Source organism: Variovorax trehalosi (assembly GCF_051216415.1).
GTDB lineage: Bacteria > Pseudomonadota > Gammaproteobacteria > Burkholderiales > Burkholderiaceae_C > Variovorax.
On the sequence record NZ_JBPJZG010000011.1, the window covers coordinates 101,987 to 123,095 of the forward strand.

The 21,109-nt window shown below is 67.2% G+C and carries 15 protein-coding genes; 12 read left to right on the top strand and 3 right to left on the bottom strand.

Features of this window, described 5'->3' with window-relative positions; genetic code table 11:
- Positions 1-17: 17 nt before the first annotated feature.
- From ACSFA7_RS30780 to ACSFA7_RS30805, 6 genes are all read left to right on the top strand, one after another.
- The gene (locus ACSFA7_RS30780; RefSeq protein WP_435502854.1) at positions 18-2,411 is read left to right on the top strand and encodes a type VI secretion system Vgr family protein; all 2,394 of its coding nucleotides are present in this window, start codon (positions 18-20) and stop codon (positions 2,409-2,411) included.
- Positions 2,411-2,878, top strand: a complete 468-nt coding sequence (locus tag ACSFA7_RS30785; protein WP_435502855.1) for a hypothetical protein — start codon at positions 2,411-2,413, stop codon at positions 2,876-2,878. The genes ACSFA7_RS30780 and ACSFA7_RS30785 overlap by 1 nt, the downstream gene beginning before the upstream one ends.
- A complete protein-coding gene (locus ACSFA7_RS30790) occupies positions 2,875-5,427 on the top strand; it encodes a DUF2169 family type VI secretion system accessory protein (RefSeq protein WP_435502856.1) in 2,553 nt (850 codons plus the stop codon). Before ACSFA7_RS30785 ends, ACSFA7_RS30790 begins: the two co-directional genes overlap by 4 nt.
- The gene (locus tag ACSFA7_RS30795; protein WP_435502857.1) at positions 5,424-6,473 is read left to right on the top strand and encodes a pentapeptide repeat-containing protein; all 1,050 of its coding nucleotides are present in this window, start codon (positions 5,424-5,426) and stop codon (positions 6,471-6,473) included. The genes ACSFA7_RS30790 and ACSFA7_RS30795 overlap by 4 nt, the downstream gene beginning before the upstream one ends.
- Before the next feature lie 61 nt (positions 6,474-6,534).
- Positions 6,535-7,197, top strand: coding sequence for a DUF3540 domain-containing protein (locus ACSFA7_RS30800; RefSeq protein WP_435502858.1), 663 nt, complete (start codon positions 6,535-6,537; stop codon positions 7,195-7,197).
- Between the two features lie 37 nt (positions 7,198-7,234).
- The gene (locus ACSFA7_RS30805; protein ID WP_435502859.1) at positions 7,235-7,618 is read left to right on the top strand and encodes a DUF4150 domain-containing protein; all 384 of its coding nucleotides are present in this window, start codon (positions 7,235-7,237) and stop codon (positions 7,616-7,618) included.
- 21 nt (positions 7,619-7,639) lie between these two features.
- Here ACSFA7_RS30805 and ACSFA7_RS30810 read toward each other — a convergent pair whose 3' ends face one another.
- Genes ACSFA7_RS30810 through ACSFA7_RS30820 form a run of 3 tightly spaced genes read right to left on the bottom strand, consistent with a single transcriptional unit; the run spans position 7,640 to position 10,784 of the window.
- Positions 7,640-8,449, bottom strand: a complete 810-nt coding sequence (locus ACSFA7_RS30810) for a PP2C family protein-serine/threonine phosphatase (protein WP_435502860.1) — start codon at positions 8,447-8,449, stop codon at positions 7,640-7,642.
- Complete coding sequence (gene tagH / locus ACSFA7_RS30815; protein ID WP_435502861.1) at positions 8,442-10,424, bottom strand: type VI secretion system-associated FHA domain protein TagH; 1,983 nt, start codon at positions 10,422-10,424, stop codon at positions 8,442-8,444. The genes ACSFA7_RS30810 and tagH overlap by 8 nt, the downstream gene beginning before the upstream one ends.
- Before the next feature lie 48 nt (positions 10,425-10,472).
- Entirely contained in the window at positions 10,473-10,784 is a 312-nt protein-coding gene (locus ACSFA7_RS30820; RefSeq protein WP_435502862.1) for a TssQ family T6SS-associated lipoprotein, read from the bottom strand.
- 232 nt (positions 10,785-11,016) lie between these two features.
- On the opposite strand from ACSFA7_RS30820, the gene tssJ reads away from it, so the two are divergent.
- The 6 genes from tssJ to ACSFA7_RS30850 all read left to right on the top strand — a co-directional run bounded on the left by tssJ (position 11,017) and on the right by ACSFA7_RS30850 (position 20,773).
- Entirely contained in the window at positions 11,017-11,535 is a 519-nt protein-coding gene (tssJ, locus tag ACSFA7_RS30825; RefSeq protein ID WP_435502863.1) for a type VI secretion system lipoprotein TssJ, read from the top strand.
- Between the two features lie 244 nt (positions 11,536-11,779).
- Positions 11,780-13,075: a type VI secretion system baseplate subunit TssK gene (gene tssK, locus ACSFA7_RS30830; protein WP_435502955.1), complete on the top strand. Its 1,296-nt coding sequence runs from the start codon at positions 11,780-11,782 to the stop codon at positions 13,073-13,075.
- A gap of 8 nt (positions 13,076-13,083) precedes the next feature.
- Entirely contained in the window at positions 13,084-14,436 is a 1,353-nt protein-coding gene (locus tag ACSFA7_RS30835) for a DotU family type VI secretion system protein (RefSeq protein ID WP_435502864.1), read from the top strand.
- Positions 14,436-18,071 (top strand): type VI secretion system membrane subunit TssM, encoded by a 3,636-nt coding sequence (tssM, locus tag ACSFA7_RS30840; RefSeq protein WP_435502865.1) that lies wholly within the window; start codon positions 14,436-14,438, stop codon positions 18,069-18,071. The genes ACSFA7_RS30835 and tssM overlap by 1 nt, the downstream gene beginning before the upstream one ends.
- A 1-nt stretch (position 18,072) precedes the next feature.
- Complete coding sequence (gene tagF, locus ACSFA7_RS30845) at positions 18,073-18,786, top strand: type VI secretion system-associated protein TagF (protein ID WP_176656961.1); 714 nt, start codon at positions 18,073-18,075, stop codon at positions 18,784-18,786.
- Positions 18,787-18,817: 31 nt separating this feature from the next.
- Positions 18,818-20,773 (top strand): serine/threonine-protein kinase, encoded by a 1,956-nt coding sequence (locus ACSFA7_RS30850; RefSeq protein WP_435502866.1) that lies wholly within the window; start codon positions 18,818-18,820, stop codon positions 20,771-20,773.
- Positions 20,774-21,109 lie beyond the last annotated feature (336 nt).

Sequence of the window (21,109 nt, forward strand, 5' to 3'; positions counted from 1 at the left end):
GAGAAAGGGAGCGCGCCATGGACAGAGTCGTCAAAGCCCACACACCGCTTGGAGAGGACCAGCTGCTGTTCCGCTCGATGCATGGCAACGAAGGGCTCTCGCAGCTGTTCGAGTTCGAGGTCGACCTGCTCAGCCCGAACACCTCGGTCGACATGAAGGCCGTGCTCGGCAAACCGCTCACGCTGGAGATCGTCACCATCAACGGCGCGCCGCGCTACCTCAACGGCCAGATCACACGCTTCACCATGATCGGCCGCGAGGAGAGTTCGTCGCGCTACGTGGTGTACCGTGCGCTCGTGCAGCCATGGCTCTGGTATCTCACGCGCACCAGCGACTGCAAGATCTTCCAGAACAAATCGGTCGTCGACATCCTGGACGAGGTCTTGGGCGAGTACGGATTCGCCTTCGAGAAGAAGCTCAGCGCCACTTACCGGCAGCGCGACTACTCCGTGCAATACCAGGAGACGGACTTCGCATTCGTGAGCCGGCTCATGGAGCACGAAGGCATCTACTACTACTTCAAGCACGAGAAGAACCAGCACGTCCTGGTGCTCGCCGACGACATGGGCGCGCACGAGACGCTGCCGGGTTATCCGCGCATCGGCTACCTTGCCACCGACCGGGGGGGGGAGCAGGGCCGTGAAGTGATCGACCAGTGGGAGGTGACGGAAGAGATTCGCCCGGGCACCTTCGTGGTCGACGACTTCGACTTCAAGAAGCCCAAGGCCGACCTGCTCAACACCCGCAGCCAGCCACGGGGCAACGACCACGGCCAGTACGAGATGTACGAGTGGCTCGGCGGCTACAGCGATGCCGGTCAGGGCGAGCATTACGCGCGCATCCGCCTGGAGGAGGCGCAGGCGCAGGCTGAAGTCGACACGGGCCACTGCAATGTGCGCGGCATGGCCCCCGGCTACTGCTTCAGGATGCAGAACGCGCCGCGCGACGAGGACAACAAGGAATACCTGATCGTCTCGGTCACCTACAACCTGCGCGAAGGCGGCTACGCGACCGGTGCGGCGCAAGGCCTGTACAGCTTCAATTTCGGGGTGCAGCCCACGTCGTTTCCATTCCGTGCACCGCGCATCACACGGATGCCGACCACGCACGGGCCGCAGACCGCCACGGTCGTCGGACCCCCTGGCGAAGACATCTGGATCGACAAGTACGGACGCGTGAAAGTGCAGTTCCGATGGGACCGCTACGGGCAGCGCAACGAAGACAGCTCGTGCTGGGTGCGCGTGTCGAGCGCGTGGGCGGGCTCCAACTTCGGCGCCGTGAACCATCCGCGCGTGGGGCAGGAAGTCATCGTCGATTTCATCGCTGGTTGCCCCGACCGGCCCATCATCATCGGCCGCGTCTACAACGCCGACCAGATGCCGCCGCTCGAGCTGCCGGCCAAGGCGACGGTCAGCGGCTTCATCAGCCGCACCATCAAGGGCGACGGCGAGCTGGCCAACCACTTCGTCATCGACGACGACCCGGGGTGCGAGTCGATCAAGATCCATGCGCAGAAGGATCTGACGGTCGAGGTGGAGAACAATGAGCTGCATACGGTGGACGGCGAACGCACCACTTTCATCAAAGGCGCGGACACCTACACCGGAGACACCTCACTGGACGAGACCATCAACGGGCCGCACACGCTGACGGTCAACGAGGGCGGTCCGCAGAAGATCACCGTCAACGGGGGCGACCAGTTCATCAAGGTGGATGGCGGCAACCAGCAGGTGGATGTCATCGGCAACCAGACCATCCATGTGACGGGCAAGCGGCATGACACGGTGGACACGGGCGAAGACCGGTTCATCAAACCCCATCTGAACGAAACGGTTACCGGGACGAAGGACCTCACGGTCACCGAAACGCACACCGAGACCGTGGGTCGCCAGATTCTCAAGACCACCAAAGGCCGGTGGGAGGTGGACGTCGCCATGTTCGCGACCCTGAAGACGGGCGGTTTCTACAAGGCAAACATCAAGGGCAACTACACCGTGGAGACCGAAGGCGGCGACATCACCTTCAGGGCGCCGGGGAAGAACTGGCTGGTCGAGGCCGACAAGATCACCCACAGCTCCAATCAGAACGAAGTCAGGTACAAGAAGGGCGTGAACACGGAGGCTGGCGAATACGTCACGACCCACGCCAAGGACCTGATCAAGTCGTCGTCCGACACCAAGGTGCATTCGAAGGCGCCGGAGATCCGGACGGAGGCGACGACCGTGCTGGACATCACCGCGCCTTTCAACATCTCGTCGACCTATGTCCTCGCCTTCAACTACGCCACGGCGCTGGTGGACATCAAGGGCGCCAAGCTCAACATGTCCGGCATCAACATCGGGCTCGACATCCTCGCCTTCGGCGGGGCCGTCTGGCGCAACAAGACCGCCCAACTCCACACGTACTGGTGATGTCGACCCGCCGGATCACAGGGCTGGTGTGCATCGCGTCCCTCGCGGTGCTGCTGCTGGTCGGGCTGATCTTTCCACGCATCGCCGGGACGTCCACGGCGGCCAGCCTCACGCTCGGGACCGTGGTCGGCGGCGGGATCGTGCTGACCGCGCTGCTGTGCCTGGGGGTGCATTCGTGGGTGTCCCGCAAGCCCGCACCCCATGACACGCGGCCGGCGCGCATCGTCGAAGCCAGCTCGGACAACACGATGGTGCTGAACCAGTACGTCATCCGGCTGGTGGTCGAGTTCGACGGACCGGGCGGCGAGCGGCGTCGTACACAGGTCGAGCAGGCCGTCGACATGATCGACATGGCGGGCTATGCGCGTGGCCGCGAGGTGCTGCTGCACCGCGGCAGCCGTGGTGGCAAGGAAGTCGCCTGGGTGAGCCAGCCCGATCCGCTGGCCGACGAAGGAGCCGTCTCTTGAGGACCGTAAAGCCGATCCACCTGAGCATGCTCACGCACCCGTACCGCTGGCAGCGGCGCGACCACCTCGGGGTCGCGGTGATGGCCATGAGCACCCTGGGTGACAACCCGCACCTGGTGCTGGAGCAGGAGCTGTGGAAAAGCACGGCCGAACTCATCGGCCCCGGCGCGGTGCTCGACCTCGGTGTGCCGAAGCTGGTGCCCGAGGTGCTGGTCAGCGGCTACGCGTACACGAGCCACCAGCAGGACAAGACCAGCTGCGCGGTGAAGCTGCAGATCGCCGGGCTGCAGAAAACCCTCACGGTCCACGGCGACCGCTACTGGCTGAACCGCCGGGCCACGCCGCCGCAGCCCTTCGAGAAGATGCCGCTCGATTGGCAGCACGCCTACGGCGGCCCCGGCGTGCCGGAAAACCCCCTGGGCATGGGCACGGTCGAGGAACTGGTCAACGGCGTGCGCGCCACGCGGCTCGCGCACATCGAAACGCCGGGCCGGCAACCCACGTCGCCGAGGCAGGCCGTGCCGCCCGCGAGCTTCGGCGCGATCCCGCCCGACTGGCCACAGCGCGCGTCGCTGATGGGCACGCAGTACGGCCAGGCGTGGCTCGAGAACGACTACCCGGGGCTCGCCAAGGACGCCGACTGGCGCCACTTCAATGCGGCGTCCGCCGATCAGCGCTGGGAAGGGCTGCAGGAAGTGCCGACCGGCGCGGCCTACGAACTCTGGAACATGCATCCGGACATTCCGGTGCTGCGCGGGCAGCTGCCGCGCTGGCAGGCCCGCTGCTTCGTGCAGCACACGCCCAGCGGCCCCGAACTGCGCGAGGTGCCGCTGCGCCTGAGCACGGTCTGGTTCTTTCCGCATCTCGAACGCATGGTGCTGATCTGGCACGGCGTGTTCCCGGTCATGCAGGACGACGCGGCCGACGTGCCGTTGGGCATGGCGGCGCTGGAGCGCATGGACGACACGCCGCGCACCCTGGCGCACTACGAGTCGGTGCTCAAGCTGCGCTCGGAGCCCGAACGCGGCGGTCTGCACGCGATGCGCGACAAAGACCTGGCGCCCCAGGAGGTGCTGAGCGACTGGGCCGATACCTTCCCAGCATCGGTCAACGAACCGCTCGTGCGCAACCTGCGTGCGGGGCAGCAGCGCGACCACGAGCGGCGGCGCGAGGAACTGCGCGCACGCGGCCTGGACCCGGAGGTGCACCTGCCCGCGCTGGCACCGCCGGAAGCGCCACCGCACATCGATGACCTGGTCGGCCACCTGGAGCGGATGGAGGCACAGGGCAGCGACGCCAAGGCGCGGATGGAGGCCTTCGCCAAGCAGGCAGGTGCCTCCGGGGTGTTCGCGCTCGATGCGCTGGGCGACGAGCCGTCCCGGGCAGAGGAAGAAGACGGCGAAGGCGAGGGGAAGGATGATGCGCTGGTGCTGCCCGTACCGCCGCTCGCCGACACCGCGTCGGCGTTGAGGCGGCAGGCCGCCCTGCATTCGGCCCACCTGTCGAGTCCCCGGCCACCGGCGCCTTCGTTCCGCTCCGCCAAGTGGCGCCGGCGGCTCGAAGCCGTCGACCCGTCGCAGCGCGACTTCTCGCGGCTCAACCTCACCGGCGTCGATCTGTCGGGCATGGACCTGCGGGGTGCACGCTTCGTGGAGGCTGTGCTGCAAGACACGAACCTGCGTGGCGCGCAACTCGACGACTGCGATTTCTCGCAAGCCGTGCTCGTGCGGGCGGACTTGAGCCAGGCCTCGATGGTGCGGGCGAAGCTCGTCAAGACCAACCTGGGCAGCGCGCGCTGCGAGCAGACCGTCTTCGACGAGGCCGAACTGCGCGAAGCCAGCTGCACCCAGACGCGTTTCGACGGTTGCCGCATGGTGGGCACGCGCTTCGAGCTGACGCAGCTCGGCGAGGCGACGCTGCGGCGCTGCGACCTTAGTCGCTCGCACTGGCAGCAGATGGTCGTGCTGCGCCTGAAGCTGGAAGACCTGCGCTTCGACGACGCGACCTTCGACCAGGTGACCTGGGTCGAATGCGGGCTGCAGAACGTGTCTTTCGTGGGCGCGCGCCTGGAGCGCTGCGGCTTCGTCACCGCCGATTGTTCGAGCGGCGTCGATTTCACGAATGCGCACCTCGAAGGCAGCGGCTTCGCACACGGCTGCACGCTCGTGCAGGCCTGCTTCAAGTCGGCTTTGCTCAAGGAGTGCGGCCTGCGGACCACGCCGATGAGACAGGCCGACCTGAGCGATGCGCGCATCGACAACAGCGACCTGTCCGAATGCGACCTGAGCCATGCGCGGCTGGACCGCATGGTGGGCGGCGACAGCCTGTTCATCCGCACCAATTTTTCGGGGGCGTCGTTGCGCGAGGCCAACCTGATCGACGCGAACCTCGCCAAGGCCGACCTGCGTGGTGCCGACCTGACGCGCGCCAACCTGTTCCGCGCCGACGTGTCCCAGGTGCTGTTCGACCCCGCCACGCGCATGGACGGCACCTACACCAAGCATGCCAAGGTATGGCCGGCGCGTCGACCCGAGGCGCCGACCGCATGACCCGCGATGAACTGCTCGACCACATCCGCCATGGCATTCAGGTCCGCACTGCCGACTGCCGGGGGTGGGACATGAGCGGGCTGGACCTGTCCGGCGCGATGCTCGACCACGTCGACTTCAGCGGTGCCCGTTTCACCGGCGCCAACCTGGAAGGCAGCGTGCTGACGCGCTGCCGCCTGGACGGCTGCGACCTCTCGCGCAGCACGCTCGACAACGTGCAGTTCTTCAGTTGCCGGCTAACGCAGGCGACGCTGGACGGTGCGCGGTGCGAAGGCACCAATTTCTCGGAATCGGCGTTGCCGCAGACGAGTTTCCTGGAGGTCCATGTCGATCGCGCGCTGTTCTTTCGCTGCGAGCTGACGCAAAGCCGCCTGCGGTCGGACCACTTCAAGCAGATCTCGTTCACGGAATGCCGTCTGGAGGGGATCGATTTCTCGGGCTCCGCGCTGCACTCGGTCACCTTCCATCGGCAGGACCTGACCACGGCGGTGTTCGCGGGTGCGAGCTTCGAGACCACGCTGTTCATCGAGTGCGACCTGACGAACCAGCGCTTCCCCGCGCAACGATTCTTGCGCTGCGTGTTCACCGACAGCCGGATGGACCACGTCGATTTCGGCAACGCCAGCCTCGTGCAGTGCATCTTCAAGGGCGCCTCGCTGCGCCAGGCCAACTTCGCGCAGGCGGATGCGCCCAATGCGCTGTTTCCGGCGGCCGACCTGCGCGGCGCCAACCTGCAGCGCGGACGCTTCGATCGCGCCATCTGGGTGGAAGCCCGGCTCGAAGGCGCGGATCTCAGCGAGGCTCATATCCACGAGAGCGTGTTCCATCGGGCGCGCTGCAAGGGCGCCAGCTTCCGGGGGGCCAGCCTGCACGATGCCGACTTTTCCTACGCCGAGCTCGTCGATGCCGACCTGCGCGACGCGCAGTTCCTGCGCACGCGTGTGCATCGCACGGTGGAGGACGGTGCGAAGTTTTCGAGGCGCAAGGGCCTCATCGAGAGCGACCCCGAGCTGCACAAGGCGCAGACGTGGTCCAAGGTTCAGTGACTGCGAATGCGGCAGCCTGCCGCATCGCAGGTCTTCCGCAGATCAGACAAGGAGATTCACCATGACAGTCGTTCCACTACGCATACCGGTCGAAGCATCGGGGCCGGTCCAGCACCTGGGCCAGCTGGTGTCCGTCGATGCCGACGGGCTGTTCGAGGTGCACACCGAAGACGGCGCCACCTGGCACTGCCGCCGCGCCGCCAGCTGCCTGCTGCAGCCGCAGCCGGGCGACACCGTGCTGCTGTCGGGGCCGGACCCCCGGCGGGTGTACCTCCTTGCGGTGATCGAACAGGCCGACGCGTCGGTGAGCCGCATCGAGGCGCCCGGCGATCTGCGACTGTCGGCGCCCGCAGGCGCCATCTCGATCGAGAGCGCCGCGGACCTGCGCCTTCACAGCGAGGCGAAGCTGGCGATGCAGGGCGCGCAATGGGCGCTCGACGCGCAACAGGCGCAGTGCGACGTGCGCGAGATGCGCTACACCGGGCAGGCGCTCGATGCCACGGTCGGCCGGCTGCGCCTCGTCGGCCAGGTGTTCGAGTCGGTGGCCGAGCGCGTGATGCAGATCGCGCGCAACGCACTGCGCTTTGTCGACGGCGTCGACCAGGTGCGCGTCGGCCACCTCGACCTGCGCGCGCAGGAGACGGCCATCGTCCACGGCAAGCACGTGGTGATCACCGGCAAGGAGCTGATGAAGGTCGACGCCGGGCAGATTCACATGGGCTGAAGCAGACGCATCCTCACAACCCCAAGGAGAAAACACAATGTTGGCGACACACCAATGGATGGGCGGCGCACTGGCGTTTCCGGACGTCTGCAAGATGCCGTTCCCGTTCCCGTTCTTCAACCTCGGCCTGCGGCCCATGACTATCCCGGCGTGCTGGCACATCCTGCTGCTCGGTGGACCGATGCACAACCTCTTTGCCAAGACGCCCATCACGCTGCTCGACCAGCCCGGGGTTCTTGGCGGCGTCATCTCGCAAGTGTTCATGCAGATGCAACGGCACATCACGGGGTCCTTCACTCTGCTGTTGCGGGGCGGTCCGGCCACGCGATTGACCAGCCTCGCGATTCAGAACCGCATGAACATCGTCGGGTTCGAGTGCATACCCGGCATTCACTTCAAGTTTTTCAACTTCAAGTTCTGAAGTGCGACGCGGGCGGCGGCGTCACGACGCCGATCGGACCGCCCCCGCCAGCGTCACCTGCTGCGGAAACCCCACCCACACCGCCAGCGCCGAGTAGTTGTCGCGCGACTTGTCGGCCTTCGCTTCGGCCGCGCGCCGCAGCAGTGCGAGCCATTCCTCGGCGCTGTCGGCCAGCTGCAGCGAACGCTCCATCACCTGCTGCGAGATCAATTGCCAGAGCCCGTCGGTGCACAGCAGGAATGCATCGCCATCGGCCAGCTGCTGCGATGTCGACACCGTGGTCTCGGCCGTTGCGCGCGCACCGAGCGCGCGGTACAGCAGGTTGGTCTTGACCAGGCGCTCGCCGCCGTTGGTGCCGCTGCCGATCGCGGCTTCGCCCGAGCGCTCCGACAGGCTGTGGTCTTCGGTGCGCTGCATCAGCGCGCCGCGGCGGAACCAGTAGAGGCGGCTGTCGCCCACGTGGGCCCAGCAGGCCTGGCCGCTTGCGCGGTTCACGAACAGCGAAACGATGGTCGCGCTCATGCGGCTTTGGTCGGCGAGTTCGCGCTGCTTCGCGAGGATGGCGTCGTTGGCCGCCTTCACCGCTTGGCGGATGTCGTCCGCCGCGACAGAAGGATGGCCGACGAAAGTATTGAGCGCGGTGTCCACCGCGATGCGCGCGGCCATCTCGCCGCCCGCGTTGCCGCCGACACCGTCGCTCACGACGAAGCACGCGTTGTGCTCATCGAGGTGGTAACCGATGGCGTCCTGGTTGCCGGAGCGCTCGCCCACGCAGGAGAACTGCGAGGTAGAGATGGGAACCGCGAAAGCGGCGCGGGTGGCGTCAAGCACGGCGCGCTTCCTTCAGGCGTTCCATCTCCCTGTCGTAGGCTTGCTGGAAAGCGCGGCCGAAGACGGCCTGGAAATCGTCTTCGACGGCGGCGGTCGTTTCCGCGTGCAGCTGCCGCAGCTGGCGCCACAGGCGCGCCTCGCGCCCGCCGGGCAACATCTTTTCGCTCAGGCTGCCGTCATGCGGCGTGGTGCGGTTCAGCGTCGCGGGGTCGAAGCGCTGCAGCACGGTGAGCAGCGCCGCCCGCATTCCGGCCACCATGCCCAGCTGGTGCGATTGCAGGTCGCCGAGCGCATCGTGCACGGCGGCCTCGGGCGTGAGAAATCCGGGCATGCGCGCGCCGAACATCTGCATCAGCACGGCACGGCCGTTGGGAAGAATCTTGAAGGGGTTGTTCTCTTCGTCCACGATCATCGTGATCTCGGCGCGTACCTCGCGCTTGAGCATCGCGCGCGACGACAAGAGCTCGATGGTGCCGTCGGTGAACGCGCGCATCAGCCGGCCGAGGTGGCGCATGGCTTCCGCATCGAGCGGCTGCTGGCCGGCGACGTCGGGCACGCCGGCGCCTTCGAGAAAGGCCTTGAAGAGTTCGTCGGAGGAGGCGGGCGATGACGACGCTGGTGTGGGCGAGAGCGCCGCAGCCACCGCGGAAGGCGAAGGCGCAATGGGTGTCGGGGCCTGTTCGGGTTCGACGGGTTCCGGTGATGCGGTTTCGGCTGACGGAACGACCTCTGCGGCCGGGACCGGGAGTGCAGCGGCGGGAGCTTCCGGTTCGACGACAGGCGCGGGTGCCGCTGCTGCTTGAGGAGGAGGCGGTGGAGCAACTGGTGGAGGTTCAGGCGGCGGACTCGTCTCCGCCTTCACCGGCTTCACCTCGGGCGCATCGAATGCCACCGGGCTCGGCGGCCTGAATTGCGCCCCCACTTCGCGCGCATGGTTCGAGTGGTTGAACCCTTGCACAGCAGGCGGCTTGCCCAGCAGGTCGAGGGCCGGGTGCCTGTCGCTGAGCGGGTCTTCATGGGTGAGCGCAGTGGGGCGCGGATCGGCGAGCGGCGAGGGCGCGTTGCTGTCGGCTGCGAAGAACGAGAGCGGGTCCATGCCGCGCTTGAGCGCGATGTCGGACATGTCGTTCGCTGCACCCGGGTTCAGTTCAGCGAGCGGATCGACGGGGTTTCTTCGCGCCTGCGATGGCAGCTCGAACGGCTCGTGCACCAAGGGATCGGGCATCGGCGCCGGCGCACTGTCGACGCGGCGAGGCGCGTTCGCGAGGATGGCGTCCCAATCGGCGGCGGAAGGAATCTGCGATGTGGTGGGCGCAACCGTCTTCGTGAAGAGCGGTGGCGGTGGTGCAACCGTGACCACAGGCGCGGCGAACTGTTCCTGGGGCGGTGGTGAAAAGGCCGGCGCAGGCGTGGGCAGGGGCATCGATGCAGGGACGGAAGCAGGTGCCGGCGCAGGCATCGCCACGGTCGTCGGCGGCGCGTCGCCGATGGGCAGCGCGCCCGCGCTGAACAGGTCCGAGAACACATCGGAGACCGGTGCTTCCTGCGGCAGCGCATCCAGCGAGCTCGCCGGCACTGCCTGCACCGCAGGAGGGGGCAGCGTTGCCGGCACATCGATCGGCGGTGTCGAAGGCGGCTTTGCGGGAATGCTCGCCACGCGCTGCGCACTCGCAGCCTCCAGCACATAGCTCCCGATGGTCACGCGGTCCCCGTCCGCAACGCGCGACTCTTCCTCATGCTGCAGCGTGCGCCCGTTCACGCTGATGGGCAGCACCGCGCTCATGTTGCGCAGCACCACAGCGCCCTCTTCGTCGAAGCGCACGGTGGCCTGCAGGCGCGAGATCTGCCGCTGCTCGTCGGGCAGCACGAGGTGGTTGTCGGGGCTGCGTCCGATGGTGCCTCCGGGCGCTGCAAGCAGCGCCGAGGCGCCTGTTGCAACCGGCCTGCCGGCATGTTCGATCACGGTCCAGCGCATGGCGTCTTCCTGTTGATGTCGAGCGTCGGTCGGTGGTGACCGCGATGGTCAGCGCTTCATTCGCCGGGCGGCCTCGAAGGCGGGGCCCCACACCGGGTGCTTGCGCTCCGCGACGGTCAGTTCGAAGCTCGGGAATGCATCGAGGATCCTTCGGAATTGCGCGCGGCATTCGGGGATCTGGTTGCTCACGCAATAGCTGAAGGCCTCCAGCTTCATCGCGCTCTGGCGCGTGGCGGGCTCGGCGCCGTCGAACACCGACACGCCGCCGCTCTTGAGCGCGGAGATGGCCTTGGCGTAGTCGCCTTCGTCATAGGCCTGCTGCGCACGTTCCAGCGTGTCGCGTGCCACCTTCTGGCTCAAGCGTTCAGGTTGCGGTGGGGGCTCGGGCGGGGTCTGACAACCGGATACCAGAAAAAGCGTGAACGCCAGAGCAGGCAGACATGACTTCAATCTTTTCTCCTACCTCGCGAAAGGCAATGAATGGCAATGCTCGAGACAGTATGCCGACAGGTTGCGACACAAGCACACGATGCGTCGTCGTCTGTGTACACGACTTCGATACTATAGGCCGCGAACCTCTGAGGGAGATCTCATGCAGCGACGAACCTTGCTTCAAGGCGCACTTGCAACCACACCGTTGTTTGCAGGCTTCATCAGTGGATGCGCATCGACCGCCAAGTCGTTGCCCACGCCCTATGCGGTCACCATCCGCATCGACGACGGCGTGAACCCCGACGGGCGCGGTCAGGCAGCGCCGATTCTCGTGAAGGTCTTCGAACTGAAATCTTCCGGTAACTTCGAGACCGCAGACTACTTTGCGCTCCAGGATCGCGACCGCGAGACGCTCTCGACCGAACTCGTCAATGCGGACCAGGCCATCATGCGAAGCGGTGAAGAGCGTGTCTTCAAGCGAGAAGCAGGACTCGATTCGCGCTCCATCGGCATCATCGCGGGCTACCGCAAGCTCGAAACTGCGCGCTGGCGCATCGTATTGCCGCTCAAGGAGCCGAAGCAAACCAATCTTTACAAGGTGTGGCAGTTCTCGCCAAGCGAACAAGCCGTGCGCATTGCCATCCGCAAGACTGGCATCGAGTTACTACCAAGTCGTTAATTGCGCTTGAAAGGTAGTGCGAAAGTGCGAAAAACCAGTGCGCAAAATCCGGTGCAAAACGCAACAAGCGGCGTGTAGCATCAAGCGCAGAACGATCGATCGGGAGGCCGTTCATCAGAGCGCATCTCCCGCTTCCGTGTGAGCACTCCCAGGAGGTTCTTTGGTGACAGTTCGCAACTCGGGCTCCGCAAGATCGGGCGCCTATCCGCAGGCATTGGCGAACCGCGTGGTGTGGTCCGAAGGCATGTACCTGCGGCCCCAGCATTTCCAGCAACTGGAGCGCTACGTCGAGCAGTACGTCACGCGCCGCACCGCGGGCCTGCAGGGCGCGTACTGGGGTTGGCTGCATCTGGACATCGATCGCGACGCCTATGCGCTCGGGCGTGTGTCGCTGCTCGGTGGCGCTGGCGTGCTGCCCGATGGCACGCCGTTCTCCTTCGGGATCGAAGATGCGCCGCCCCCCTACGAGGTGCCCAACGATTTGACCGATGAACTCATCGTGCTCGCGCTGCCGTTGCGCAGGCCGGGCAGCGAAGAGGTCATCTTTGCCGAGGACGAGGGCTCTGCCGCGCGCTTCGGCGTGATCGAGCGCGAGGTGTCCGACGGCAACGCCGTGGCCCTCGGCCCCGCGGTGCTGCAGCTCGCGGCGCCGCGCCTGCGCCTTGCGCGCGCTTCGTCGCTCACCGCAGAGTGGCAGGCCATCGGCGCGGTGCGCGTGATCGAGCGGCGCACCGACCACAAGCTGGTGGTCGATGCCAACTACATCCCGCCGGTGCTCGATGCATCGGCCCACTCAATGCTGCGCAGCATGATCGCGGAGCTGCATGGCCTGCTCACGCAACGCTCCGAGGCGTTGGCCTCGCGGCTCTCGCAGCCGGGACGCGGCGGCGTGAGCGAGGTCTCCGACTTCCTCCTGCTCGAGCTGGTCAACCGCTACCTCGCGACCACTTGGCACGCGCAGCAGGCGGTGCAGGTGCACCCCGAGCAGCTGTTCATCGACTGGCTCAAGCTGGCCTGCCACCTTGCCACGCACACCTCGCCCACGCGCCGCCCGGTGCTGTGGCCGGTGTACGACCACGACAACCTCAACGAGAGCATCCGTCCGCTGATGGAAGAGCTCAGGCGATCGCTCTCGGCCGTGCTCGAGCAGAGCGCGATCGCCATCGAGCTGGAGGAGCGCAGCCACGGCGTGCGCGTGGGCCGCATGCCCGACCCGGTGCTGGTGCGCAACGCGGGCTTCGTGCTCGCGGTGCATGCGGACCTGCCGGCCGAGGCGATCCAGCAGCGCTTTCCCACGCAGGTCAAGATCGGTTCGGTCGAGCGCATCCGCGATCTCGTGCAGCTGCAGCTGCCGGGCGTCACGGTGCGGCCGCTGCCGGTGGCGCCGCGGCAGATTCCGTACAACGCGGGCTACCACTACTTCGAGCTCGACAAGAGCGGCGACATGTGGCGCCAACTCGAGAAGTCCGGCGGCGTCGCCATGCACCTGGCCGGTGACTTTCCGGGTCTGGCCATGGAGTTCTGGGCCATCCGTCCGTGAGGGACCCTATGAACGGTGTCAACGACATGGCCGTCGGTCCGGGGGGCTTCGTGCCGCCGAACCCCGGCGGCGGCAACGGCGACGCGGGCGGCATGCCGGCATCGCCGCGCGGGCTGGGCCAGCCACCCGAATCCTTCACCGCATGGCACGACGCACGGCGCCCGCACGCGGGCGATACCGCGCTCGCGGGCAACAACCCGCTGGTGGCGGCCGCCAACCCGCTGCTCGACCTGATCCCGCAGATCCGCGCGACGGGCCATCACGATGCGCCCGCGCAGTTACGCGAGAACCTCGTGGACGAAGTGCGCCGCTTCGAGACGCGCGCGCAGCAAAGCGGCATCTCGCCCGAGGTGATCATCGGCGCGCGCTACTGCCTGTGCACCGCGGTGGACGAAGCCGCGGCGCTCACCCCGTGGGGCGGCAGCATCTGGTCGTCGCAGAGCCTGCTGGTGATGTTCCACAACGAGACCTGGGGTGGCGAGAAATTCTTCCAGCTGCTCTCGCGCCTGGTGCAGAACCCGCAGCAGCACCTGCACCTGATCGAACTCATCTACTTCTGCCTGGCCATGGGTTTCGAAGGGCGCTTTCGCGTCATCGACAACGGCCGCACGCAGCTCGAAACCCTGAAGCAGCGTCTGCTGCAGATCATTCGCCAGACGCGCGGCGAAATCGCGCAGCCGCTGTCGCCGCACTGGCAGGACGCGACCGCACCGGTGCGCCGCACGCGCAACTGGCTGCCGGTGTGGGCCGTGGGCGCCGTGGCGGCGGTGTTGCTGGTGCTGACCTTCGCGGTGCTCACCTTCAACCTCGCGGGCAAGTCCGACGGCGCGTTCGCGGCCGTCAATGCAGTGCGCCTGCCGCAGACCGCGCGCGCGGTCGTCATGCCCGCGCCGCAGCCGCGCCTGCAGCGCTTTCTCGAACCCGAGATCCGCGAAGGTCTGCTCACGGTGCGCGACGAAGCCGACCGCAGCGTGGTCGTGCTGCGCGGCGACGGGCTCTTCGCTTCCGGCTCCGACCGCGTGCTCGACCGTTATGCGCCGGTGCTCAGCCGCGTGGCCGATGCGCTCAATTCCGTCGAGGGCAACGTGCTGGTCAGCGGCTTCAGCGATGACCAGCCGATCCGCAGCGTGCGCTTTCCTTCCAACTGGCAGCTCTCGCAGGCACGCGCCGATTCCGTCAAGAAGATGCTGGCCGCGCGCATCACGCGGCCTGAACGCCTGCGCGCCGAAGGCCGCGGCGATGCAGATCCGCTCGCGCCCAACGACTCGCCGGCCAACCGCGCGCGCAACCGCCGCGTCGAGGTCACGCTGCTGGTTGCGCCCGTTGCGCCGTCCGCACAACAGCAAGGGGGAACCCGCTGATGCTGCGTTCCCTCTTCCGTTTTCTCATCGGCCGCGACCTGTGGATCTTTCTCGGCCTGCTGGCCGTGGCGTTCCTGATCTGGGTCATCGGCCCCGTCATCGCCGTGGGTCGGTACCGGCCGCTGGAAAGCGAATTCGTCCGCATCGTCGTCATCGCGCTGATGTTCGCGATCTGGATCGTGCGGCTGGTCTATCGCAAGTGGCGCGAGCGCCGGCTGAACGCGCAGCTGCTTAACCAGCTGCGCGTGCCTTCGAAGAAAGAGAAAGAAGCCAGGCCCGAGGACGCGCCCGAGATCAAGGAACTGCAGACCGGCTTCACCGACGCCACCGCGATCCTGAAGAACATGCGCTTCGGGCAGGGCGCCGACGGCAAGCCCGCGAGCCGCTTCTCGGTGTTCGACCGGCAGTACCTGTACCAGCTGCCCTGGTACATCTTCATCGGCGCACCGGGCTCGGGCAAGACCACGGCGCTGGTCAATTCCGACCTGGACTTTCCGCTCGCCGACCAGCTGGGCAAGGCCGCGGTGCGCGGCATCGGCGGCACGCGCAACTGCGACTGGTGGTTCACCAACGAAGCGGTGCTGATCGACACGGCGGGCCGCTACACCACGCACGAGAGCAACCGCGAGACCGACGAGGGCGAGTGGAAGGGCTTTCTCGACCTGCTCAAGAAATTCCGTCCGCGCCAGCCGATCAACGGCGCGATCCTCACGATCAGCATCGCCGACCTGCCGCTGGCGGACGACGCGCAGCGCGCGCGCCATGCGATGTCATTGCGCAAGCGCCTGCTGGAGTTGCGCAACGATCTGGGCATCGGCTTCCCGGTCTATGTGCTGGTGACCAAGACCGACCTCTTGGCCGGCTTCAACGAGTACTTCGGATCGCTGGGCCGCGCCGAGCGCGCGCAGGTGTGGGGCTTTACCTTCCCCATCGAGGCCAGCCCCGCGGATGCCGCGAAGGCGGACTTGCGCGAGCGCTTTCACCAGGAATACAAGCTGCTGCACCAGCGCCTGGACGAGCGCTTGCCCGAGCTGATGGCCGCCGAGCCCGACCCGATGCGCCGCGCGCAGGCCTACCTGCTGCCGCAGCAGTTCGCGAGCTTCGAGGACATCCTGGGCACCTTCCTCGCCGACGTTTTCAACCCCTCGAAGTTCGAGGCCGCATCGATGCTGCGCGGCGTGTATTTCACGAGCGGCACGCAGGAGGGCACGGCCTTCGACCGCGTGATGGGCGCGATCAAGCGCTACCTGCAGGTCAACGCGCCGCCCGCGCCGCCGCCGGGTCCGGGCAAGAGCTACTTCCTGAAGGAACTGCTCCAGCAGGTGATCTTCCGCGACGCGGGCGTGGCCGGCACCAACCTGCGCTGGTACCGCCGCCGCCGCGCCATCGACATCGCGGGCTACAGCCTGATCGGCGTGCTGCTGGTGGTGCTGCTCGGCGCCTGCGTGAACAGCTGGCGCAACAACAAGGACTACGTGGCCGAGGTCGACAACAACGCCAAGGCCTTCAACAAGGCCGCGGCGCGCGGCGAGCTGCCGACGGTGGTCGATGCGAGCGGCGACCTCGCGAGTTCGCTGTTGATCCTCGATCGGCTGCGCGACCTGCCCAAGTCGGGCCAGTTCGACATCGGCGATCCGCCGGTGTCCTACCGCTTCGGCCTCTACCAGGGCGAGAAGTTGCAGGCCGCGACCGATGGCGTCTACCAGCGTGCACTGGAGAGCGTGCTGCTGCCGCAGTCGGCACAGCGCATCGAGCAGTCGCTGCGCGATGCCGCGAAGATCGATGCCGAGTACAGCTACGAGGCGCTCAAGGCTTACCTCATGCTGTACGACGCCGAGCGCTATGACGCCGACTTTTTGCAGGCATGGCTGCTCACCGATGTGGACCGCAAGATCGGCGCCTCGCTCACGCGCGAGCAGCGCACCAACCTCGAATCGCACCTGAAGGCGCTGTTCGCGGGGCGCGTGGTGGCATCGCCGTTTGCCAAGGACGACAAGCTCATCACGCAGACGCGGGAGCGCCTGGCCGGCGTGCCGCTCGCGCAGCGCTCGTATGCGCGGCTGCGCCGCATCCTGCTGCAAACCAGCCCGCCCAATGCCTTCACCATCGCCGAGATGGCGGGGGCCGAGTCGGCGCTGGTGATCCGGCGCGCGAGCGGCAAGCCGCTGACCGACGGCATCCCCACGCTCTTTACCTACCGCGGCTACTGGGACATCTTCGACAAGCGCATGGCCGAGACCACGCTCGCGCTCGAACAGGAAGACCGCTGGGTGCTGCAGATCCGCGCGCCCGGCATGACCGACATCACCTCGCGAGAGCTGCTGCTGCGCGAAGTGCGGCGGCTCTATCTCACCGACTACATCCGCGTATGGGACGAGTACCTGGCCGACGTGCGGCTGGCCGAGAGCAAATCGCTGCTGCAGAGCATCCAGATGACGCGGGTGCTCTCCACGGGCGAGTCGCCGATGTCGCGGCTGATTCGTGGTGCGGCGCGGGAAACAGATCTGCTGCGCAACCACGACGAGGCCGCGCGCAGCCTGCTCGACCAGGCGCAGAACCGAGTGGCCAGCACGCGCGAGCGTATCGAACAGCTCATCGGCCAGCCAGACGGCAGCCAGCGGCGCAATGCCGCGCCCGACCGCCCCGAGTCGCTGGTGGACAACCACTTCGAGCCGCTGCGCCGCATGGTGACCGCGCCCAAGGCGGGCGGGCAGACGCCGCTGGATGCCACGGCGGCCCTCATCAACGAGCTCTACACCTTCCTCACCGCCACCGACACGGCGCTGCGCAGCGGCAACATTCCGCCGTCGAGCGATGCCGTCACCAAGGTACAGGCCGAGGCGGGCCGGCTGCCGGTGCCGTTCCAGGGGATGCTGAATGACCTGTCAGCCACCGCGTCGTCGAAGGCGGCGGCGGTGACACGGCAGAACATCGGGCAGAACGCGGCGGCGACCATCGGGCAGTTCTGCAACCAGGCGATTGCGGGGCGCTACCCGTTCACCCGCGGCTCGCCGCGCGACGTGGCGAGCGGCGACTTCGCGCAACTGTTCGCACCGGGCGGGATGATGGACGATTTCTTCCAGAAGAACCTCGCCTCGCAGGTCGACACCTCGGTCAATCCGTGGACCTTCAAGCGCGGTGTCGACGGCAGCGCCGCAGGGCGCTCGGCGTACCTCGATTCGTTCCAGAAGGCGCAGGCGATTCGCGACGTGTTCTTCACCGGCATGGCGGGCAGCCGCACGCCCTCATTCACCATCGACCTGCGGCCCGAAGACATGGATGCCGCCATCACCCAGTTCACGCTCGACATCGACGGCCAGACGGTGCGTTACGCACACGGCCCGCAGGCGCCGAGCACCGTCAAATGGCCAGGCCCGCGCAACAGCAACCAGGTGCGCCTGCAGGTGACCACCGCCAACGGCACGCCGGCCGGCGGCATCGTGACCGAAGGGCCGTGGGCGCTGCACCGGCTCTTCGACAAGGCCTCGGTGTCGGCGGGGCGTTCGCCCGAGTCGTTCAACGCAACCTTCGACCTGCAGGGCAAGAAAGTGGTGCTGGCGGTGACGGCCAACAGCGTCTACAACCCGCTGCGGCTCAACCAGATGAGCGGGTTCTCGTGCCCCGGGAAATCCTAGGATGAACAGCAGCATTCCCCCGCAAGCCTGGGTCCCCGTCGACGAGCAGATCGGCTGGTACGGCAAGCTGCCCGGCGCCGGCGACTTTCTCTACCGCCGCATGCCGCGCGAGCTGCAGGCCTGGTGGGACCGCTGGATGCAGAACGGCCTGGGCAGCTTCAAGCGCTGGCCCGATGCGATGACGCGCCACTACGCGGTCGCGCCGGTCTGGAACTTCGCCATTCCGGCGACGCAGGGCGTGGACGCCGTGCAGTTCGGCTGCATCGCCCCCAGCTGCGACCGGGTGGGCCGGTACTACCCCGTGTGCGTGACGCTGCAGGTGTCGGCATCGAACTACCGCCCCGCCGTGCTCGAAGGCTCGGCCGCGTGGTACTGGCAGTGCGGCACCGCGTTGCTGCAGGCCATTCGCCACGGCGTGGCACCCGACCAGTTCGACGGCCAGATCCTTGCCGCCGCGCGCGCGGGCTTTCGCACCGCCAGCGGTGGCTCGGACGACATTCTTTCGATCCTCGGGCCTACAGCCGCTGGCGCGAGCGCCCAACAACGCCTGGGCTGGCCCGAGCTTCCACTGTGCTTCGATGCTTTCGGCAGCACCAGCTACTGGTGGACCAACCAGGCCGACGGCTCACCGTTGCGCACCGCTGCCCACGGCGGCGGCCTCAACACACCGCTGTTCTCGAAATTGTTTTCGCAGGGGCATGTGCCATGGGCATGAAAAACCGGCCTTTCGCGACAGGAGGAGATGAATGACGACGTACGGCAGCAGCAGCGGCAGCGGCGACAGTCCGCCGTCCGATGCGCAGGGCACGGAGAAACCGCACCCGCTGGGCGTGGGCCACCGGCTGGACGAATTCGAGCTGCTGGAGGTGATCGGCGAAGGCGGCTTTGGCATCGTCTACCGCGCCTACGATCACTCGCTGCAGCGCGAGGTCGCGATCAAGGAATACATGCCCTCCATGCTCGCGCGCCGTGTGGGCGACAACAGCGTGCACGTGCGCTCCGAGCGGCTCACCGCCACCTTCCAGGCAGGCCTTCGCAGCTTCATCAACGAGGCACGCACGCTCGCGCAGTTCAGTCATCCGGCGCTGGTGCGGGTGCATCGCTTCTGGGAGTCGAACTCCACCGCCTACATGGCGATCCAGCTCTACAGGGGCCGCACGCTGCGTCGCCTGGCCGAGGAAGAGCCCTCGAAAATCACCGAACCGTGGCTGCTGGGCATGCTCGGCCCGCTGCTCGGCGCACTGGAGGCGCTGCACCGCAACCAGTGCTTTCACCGCGACATCGCACCCGACAACATCTTCATCCAGCACGACGACCTGCCGGTGCTGCTCGACTTCGGCGCGGCGCGCAAGTCGATTGCCGACCTGGTCGACGAAGTGGCGGTGATGGTGAAGTCGGGCTACTCGCCCATCGAGCAGTACGCCGACGACAACACGCTGCTGCAGGGCGCGTGGACCGACATGTATGCGCTGGGCGCCGTGCTGTACCGCGCGGTCACCGGGCACCCGCCGCCGTCGGCCGTGGTGCGCAGCGTGCAGGACGCCTACGTGCCGTTGTCGTCCATGGGCCGCAGCGACCTGAGCCCCGGCTTCTGCGCCGCGGTCGACCACACGCTGGCCGTACACAGCAAGGACCGCACGCAGACCGTCGCCGTGTTCGCGGCCGAACTGGGGCTCGTGAAGCTGGGCGACATCTACGTCAACGCAGCGGCCGCGCCGACGGTGATCATTCCGTCCGCGCCGGTGCCGGCCACGCCGCCGCCTCCGCCGCTCTCGCCCATGCCGGCACCGCTCGAAACAACCGCCGTCGTCGCGCAGCCTGCGGCAGTGGCCGAGCCGGTGCAGACCCAGCCTCCTGCGCGGCCGCCGCGTGCCGCGCCGACCGCGAGCGGCAGCAAGCCTGTCGCGCAGAAGAAGGCACCGGCTCTTGCGCGCTGGAGCTTGGTGGGCGGGTTGCTGATCGCACTCGTCGCCGTGGGGGCCTGGATCGGCCTGCGCATGACCTCGGGCAAGCCGGACATGACGACCGCCGTGGTGCCGATGCCACCGCCCGCAGCGCCCATGTCCAATCCCGCTGCGCCGCCGGCCGCCATGCCCGCACCCGGCACCAGTGCACCCGGCGCCGGGCCTCCGGCTACCGACGGCACGCCGCCAGCCGGCGGTGCGACGGTGATTTCGGACGGCACCGCCATGCCGCCCGCGGCTCCTGCGAGCGCGTCGGCGCAAGGACCACTGACGCCGCTCGAGAACGTGCCGGTCACAACGCCTTCAGCCGAGGCACAACCGGCGGCGCCGCCGCCGGCGCCTCCGCAGGCTCCCAACGAAGTCGAGGACTGGAATATTGCCCAGGCCGAAAATTCGCGGGAAGGTTACGAGGCCTATCTGCGCCGCTACCGGCGCGGCCCGCACGCAAGAGACGCGCGCAACGCGATCGCGGAGCTGAATCGGCTTTCCACGATCTCAGGCGCGCCGTCGACGGCGGCCTCACCGGGCATGGGGCGCGTGCAGTTCAACATCCGGCCGTGGGGTCAGGTGTTCGTCGACGGTGCAGACCGCGGGGTGAGCCCGCCGCTCAAGGCGCTGCCCCTGCGACCGGGGATCTACAACATCGAGGTGCGCAATGGAGACCTCGAGGTGTACCGGCAGCGCGTGACGGTGCAGGACAGCCGGTCGGCGCCTGTAGTGGTGCATGAGTTCAAGTAGGCGAAATCCAGTCCGCAGTCATATGCGACGGATCAACGACGGCCGCCGCAACTCGTTTGTCTGTGGCATCTGCGTCTGTCGATCACCCGTCATGCGTGCGCGGAGCCTCGATCCATCGATGAAGGCCGTGCTAGCTTATGCCCAGCTGGGCCGAGACATCGGCCGCCTAGCGACCGCGTTCGGTGATCTGTTCGAACGCATCGGCTTTGGACTCTTCGGCGTACCCCATGGCACCGCCTACAGGGCCAAAGACCGGAGGCTCAGAGGTGTCCACCCGATAACCAGGCACGATGCCGGTCGACCTGGAGCACCTGCTCCTGCCTGAACGGATGCCTT

Excerpts from the sequence above, each read along its gene's own strand:
- ACSFA7_RS30780 (WP_435502854.1), top strand. The coding sequence starts at position 18 with ATGGACAGAGTCGTCAAAGCCCACACACCGCTTGGAGAGGACCAGCTG.
- ACSFA7_RS30835 (WP_435502864.1), top strand. The coding sequence starts at position 13,084 with ATGAACGGTGTCAACGACATGGCCGTCGGTCCGGGGGGCTTCGTGCCG.
- ACSFA7_RS30805 (WP_435502859.1), top strand. The coding sequence starts at position 7,235 with ATGTTGGCGACACACCAATGGATGGGCGGCGCACTGGCGTTTCCGGAC.
- ACSFA7_RS30795 (WP_435502857.1), top strand. The coding sequence starts at position 5,424 with ATGACCCGCGATGAACTGCTCGACCACATCCGCCATGGCATTCAGGTC.
- ACSFA7_RS30785 (WP_435502855.1), top strand. The coding sequence starts at position 2,411 with ATGTCGACCCGCCGGATCACAGGGCTGGTGTGCATCGCGTCCCTCGCG.
- tagH (WP_435502861.1), bottom strand. The coding sequence starts at position 10,424 with ATGCGCTGGACCGTGATCGAACATGCCGGCAGGCCGGTTGCAACAGGC.
- tssK (WP_435502955.1), top strand. The coding sequence starts at position 11,780 with ATGTACCTGCGGCCCCAGCATTTCCAGCAACTGGAGCGCTACGTCGAG.
- ACSFA7_RS30850 (WP_435502866.1), top strand. The coding sequence starts at position 18,818 with ATGACGACGTACGGCAGCAGCAGCGGCAGCGGCGACAGTCCGCCGTCC.
- ACSFA7_RS30800 (WP_435502858.1), top strand. The coding sequence starts at position 6,535 with ATGACAGTCGTTCCACTACGCATACCGGTCGAAGCATCGGGGCCGGTC.
- tssJ (WP_435502863.1), top strand. The coding sequence starts at position 11,017 with ATGCAGCGACGAACCTTGCTTCAAGGCGCACTTGCAACCACACCGTTG.
- tssM (WP_435502865.1), top strand. The coding sequence starts at position 14,436 with ATGCTGCGTTCCCTCTTCCGTTTTCTCATCGGCCGCGACCTGTGGATC.
- tagF (WP_176656961.1), top strand. The coding sequence starts at position 18,073 with ATGAACAGCAGCATTCCCCCGCAAGCCTGGGTCCCCGTCGACGAGCAG.